Consider the following 4,577-nt stretch of genomic DNA (forward strand, 5'->3'; position numbering starts at 1 on the left):
AGATGTGTATAAGAGACAGCCCGCGTACTACGTCGTCCGCCGGAACCGGCGCTGTGCCCCAGGCAGGATTCGAACCTGCGACACCGGCTTTAGGAGAGCCGTGCTCTATCCCCTGAGCTACTGAGGCGGGGAAGACCGCTGACAGCCTAGCGGATCGCCGGGGAGGGTTGGGCGGGGACGGGCCCGGGCGGACGGGCCGACGGCGAGTCAGCGGGGCCGGGGGCGGCCCGGCCTGCGGAAGAGCCGCCGGTTAGCCTGGGAGGACGGGACTCGGCGGCCCTCGGCCCCGGGGCCGTCCGGCCGGTGGACAGAGGCGGGGGCGGCAGATGGTGGCGCGCGAGCGGTGGTACGAGAGATCCGTCCGCCGGGCGATACAGGTGGCCGGGCCGGCGACCTGGCTGGTCCCGACGCTGGTGATGCTGGCGGTCGGCGCCTACCGGCTGGGGACCCCCACCCTGTGGCGGGACGAGGTCGCGAGCTGGACGTCCGCCGTCCGACCGCTCGGTGAACTGCTGCGGATGCTGCAGCACGTCGACGCCAGCAACGGCACCTACTACGTCCTGCTGCACGGCTGGATCGCGCTGTTCGGCGACTCGGCGACGGCGCTGCGGCTGCCCTCGGTGCTGGCCATGGCGGGCGCCGCCGCGTTCACCGCGCTGACCGCCGCGCGGCTGTTCGGCGGCCGGGTCGCCGGCACCTGCGCCGGCCTGCTCTTCGCGACCGTGCCACTGGTCTCCCGGTACGCGCAGGAGGCCCGCTCCTACGCGCTGGTGACCTGCGCCGTCGCTGCCGCGACCTGGTTCCTGCTGCGCGCGCTGGACCGCTCGACACCGTGGCGGTGGATCGCCTACGGCCTGGCGATGGCGGTGGCCGGCGCCGCGCACCTGGTCTCCCTGAGCGCCCTGGCCGGGCAGGCGGCGCTGGTCGCGCCCCATCTCTGGGGGACCCGCGGTCCGGACCTGCGGCGGCTGCTCGTCCGCCTGGCGGTGGTGCTCACCGCCCTGGTCGTGGCGGTGCTACCGGTCGCCCTCCTCGGCCGTCAGCAGTCGGAGCGGCAACTGGGCTGGCTCGCCCGGCCGAGCGTGGACCAGCTGTGGCACTTCGGCGAGCCGCTGTTCGGCTCGGCCCGGGTGTTCCACGTCTTCCTGGTGCTGGCGGTGCTGGCCCTGGTGCTGCCCGGGCGGCGCGGTCCGGCGCTGCGGCTGCTGCTGCTCGCCGTGCTGCCGGTGCTGTCGGTCTGGGTGATCTCGCGCGGCTCCACCTCGTACTTCCTCGACCGGTACCTGCTGTTCACGGTCCCCGCCTGGGCGGCGCTGGCCGGCTGCGGGGTCGGTTCCGTGTACGCGGCGGTGACGGCCGCGGCCAAGCCCGGCCGGACCAGGCCCGAGCTGCGGGCGGCGGGGCTGGTGCTCGCGGTCGGCGTGGTGGCGGTGACCGGGGCGGCGGCGCTGCCCCGGCAGTCGCTGGTGCGCTACCCGGGGTCGCACGCGCAGTCCAAGGAGCCGTACCAGGAGGTGGCCCGGCTGATAGCGGCCGGCTACCGGCCCGGGGACGGGCTGGCTGTGCCGATCGGCGGCCAGGCCTGGTCGATGGTCGGCCCCGGTGTCTCCTACTACCTGCCGGAGGAGGTGCGGCCGTATCCCCTCTTCGTGGCGAGCGGAGCCGTCCCGGCCGGAGACCTCTTCCCGATACCGTGCCCGAAGCCCGCGGACTGCACCGGAGCCGGGACCCGCACCTGGCTGGTCGTGCTGGGCGACACCACCGATCCGCTCGCCGAGGTGCCCGACGGCGAGGCGGCCGCCCTGCGGGGCCGGTTCGGCCCGCCGCAGCAGGTGACGCCGCTGGGCGGAATGACGCTCGCACTGCTGGACGGAACCGGCGCCGGCCGCTGATCCCCACCCGGGACTCCGGCCTGCGGGACGCCGACCCGCGGGGTCGCCGACCTGCGTGGCGAGGTGTGGCCCGGATGCGGCGGGCCGGGGCCCGGGCGACCATGGATCACGGCGACCAGGTCGGGAGGACCGTCCGTGAGCGAGCAGCCGAGCGAGCAGCCTCCCGAGCGGCGGACCCCGCCGCCGGAACGTCCGGCGGCCCGGCGTACGGACCGGTGGAAGCAGCGGTCGACGGCCCTGGCCGGTTCGGCCCGCGAGCTGCCCCAGCAGGTCCCGATGGTGGGCCGCGCCCTGCGCCAGCTGCTCCGGGTGAACCTGCTGGACTGTGCGACCCGGCTGGCCGCGCAGGCCTTCCTGAGCGCCCTGCCCGCACTGTTCGTGGTCGCGGTGTTCACCCCCGCGGCCGTCCGGGACGGGCTGGTGAAATCGCTGCGCAAGGAGCTGGGTCTGCAGGGCCCGGCCGCGCAGTCCGTCCAGCAGCTGCTCGGAACCGCCCACCACGAGGACACCAGCTTCGGGGTGATCGGCGCGCTGGTGACCCTGCTCTCGGCGACGGCGCTGAGCCGGGCGATGCAGCGGGTCTGCGAGCGCTGCTGGGAACTGCCCAAGTCGGGGACCAGGGTGGCGGCCTGGCGCTGGCTGGTCTGGCTGATGGTCTGGCTGGTCTGCCTGGTGTGCCAGACCCCGGTCCGGGACGGCTTCGGCCTGGGCGCCTGGCTCGGCGTCCCGCTGACCTTCCTGGGGGCGACGGCCCTCTGGTGGTGGACCCAGCACCTGCTGCTCGGCAACCGGGTGCGCTGGCTGCCGCTGCTGCCGGGGGCGGTGCTCTGCGGGGTGGCGGTGGTGGGGGTCGGGGTGGCCTCGCGGGTCTACCTGCCGAGCGCGATGAGTCGCAGCATCGGCCAGTTCGGCCCCTACGGCGTGGTGTTCACCTCGCTGTCCTGGCTGATCGTGGTGTTCACCGGGGTGACGCTGGCGATCGCGCTGGGCCGGGTGGTGGCCGAGGAGGAGGTCGTCGCCGAGTTCCTGGGCTCGCGCACCGAGCCGGGCCGGTGGGGCGGGAAGCGCGCCTGAGCACGGGCCTGCCCCACCGGCCCGGACGCCGTGCCCGGGCCGGTGGTCCTCAGAGGGCCCGGGTCAGCCGGGCCAGGATGGACGGCGGGGCGAGGTCGGACTTCAGCACGACCGGCACCTCGACCTTGTTGGCGCCCTCACCGGACCGCAGCACACCGACCTGGGTCCCGGCCGTCACCCGGTGCCCGACCTTCAGCGGGTCCAGCACCAGGGTGCCGGTGATGCCGGGGAAGCCGGCCACCGAGAGGTCCTGCGCGGCGACGACCGGGACGGAACCGCCGAGGCCGTCGTCGATCCGGCCGACCACGTCGCCCTGCTTGGCCAGGGTCTGACCGGTGAGCCCGTTCTGGGCCGCCTGGATCTGCTTGGCGCTGACGCTCTGCACCACCTTGAGGATGCTGGGCTCGGCGGCGGTCGCCGGCTGGCCCAGGGTGACACCGAGGATCAGCCGCCGCACACCGGCGACGTCCTTGTACGCGGCCCACATCAGGCAGCCGCCGGCCGGGGTGCTGGAGCCGGTCTTGACGCCGATGATGCCGTTCTTGGGCGAGATCAGCGTGTTGGTGTTGGAGATCTTCTGGTTGTTGAAGGTGGTGTCCGGGGTCGACACGATCTGCCGGAAGATCTCGTCCTGCATCACCTGCTCGGCCAGCTTCAGCTGGTCCTTGGCCGTGCTCCTGGTCTCGGCGTTGAAGCCGGCCGGGTCGGTGTAGGTGGTGTTGGTCATGCCGAACCCGGCGGCGGTGTCGTTCATCTTCTTGACGAACGCCTCCTCCGATCCGGCGTCCCAGCGCGCCAGCAGCCGGGCCACATTGTTGGCGGAGGGCAGCATCAGCAGCTCCAATGCCTGGTACTGGCTGAGCTGCTGCCCCTCGGTCAGGGTGACCCGGGACTCGTCGACGTTGCCGGACTCCTGGGCGGCCTGCTTGTCGACGGTGATCTTCGGACCGCCCTCGCCCTTCTTCAGCGGGTGCGCCTGAAGGATGAGGTAGGCGTTCATGACCTTGGTGACACTGGCGATCGAGGCCGGTGTCTCCGGGCCCGAGCTGCCCAGGCTGCCGACCCCGACCACCCCGGCGGCCGACTGGCCCTTGGCGGGCCAGGCCAGGTCGAGCGGGTCGCCGGCGAAGCCGAAGCCGCCGGCGGCGGTCATCCGCACCTTGGTGTCCGGCAGCGGGCGGAGCAGCTGGGCGGTGACCGCCGCGCCGAGGACGACGGCGAGGAAGATCGTCCAGATGGTGATCCGCTTGAGCGCGCGGCGCAGCGGCGAGACCGGCCGGCCGTTGAGCGTGGCCAGCACGTCCATCGCCTCGGAGGTGGACTCCGGGAAGGGCAGCGGCTCGGGTTCGGGCGCGGGCAGTGGCGCGGGTTCGGGCAGGGGCAGCGGTTCGGGTGCGGGCGGCGGCGCGGGGGCCGGGGCGGGACGCGGCTCCGGAGCCGGCCCGGGCTCGGGCTCGGGCTCGGGCTCGGGCACCGGGTCGGGCTCCGGGACCGGCTTCGGGGCGGGCGGCTTCGGGACGGTGCCCGCGGCGGCGGGGAGGCGCAGCATCCGGGTCCGTTCGGCGTCCTCCCGCTTCTCGAACTTCTCGGCCCGCGCGGCCGCGGTGGCGG

General features: G+C 74.2%; 2 protein-coding genes, 1 tRNA gene and 1 pseudogene. 2 read left to right on the forward strand and 2 right to left on the reverse strand.

The window, feature by feature from the left end; genetic code table 11:
- Window positions 1–54: 54 nt before the first annotated feature.
- Window positions 55–127, reverse strand: a tRNA-Arg gene (locus VR45_RS00005).
- 199 nt (window positions 128–326) lie between these two features.
- On the opposite strand from VR45_RS00005, the gene VR45_RS41920 reads away from it, so the two are divergent.
- Entirely contained in the window at window positions 327–1,892 is a 1,566-nt protein-coding gene (locus tag VR45_RS41920) for a glycosyltransferase family 39 protein (RefSeq protein ID WP_052708697.1), read from the forward strand.
- Window positions 1,893–2,027: 135 nt separating this feature from the next.
- A complete protein-coding gene (locus VR45_RS00015) occupies window positions 2,028–2,966 on the forward strand; it encodes a YhjD/YihY/BrkB family envelope integrity protein (RefSeq protein ID WP_234325785.1) in 939 nt (312 codons plus the stop codon).
- A 49-nt stretch (window positions 2,967–3,015) separates the two neighbouring features.
- Here the strand turns inward: VR45_RS00015 and VR45_RS00020 are convergent.
- Window positions 3,016–4,577 (reverse strand): annotated as a pseudogene (locus tag VR45_RS00020) (D-alanyl-D-alanine carboxypeptidase); the annotation flags it as partial.

The sequence above is a fragment of the Streptomyces sp. NRRL S-495 genome (genome assembly GCF_000966955.1).
In the GTDB taxonomy this organism is placed as follows: domain Bacteria; phylum Actinomycetota; class Actinomycetes; order Streptomycetales; family Streptomycetaceae; genus Kitasatospora; species Kitasatospora purpeofusca.

Coding starts and splice junctions, on each gene's coding strand:
- VR45_RS41920 (WP_052708697.1), top strand. CDS start 327: ATGGTGGCGCGCGAGCGGTGGTACGAGAGATCCGTCCGCCGGGCGATA.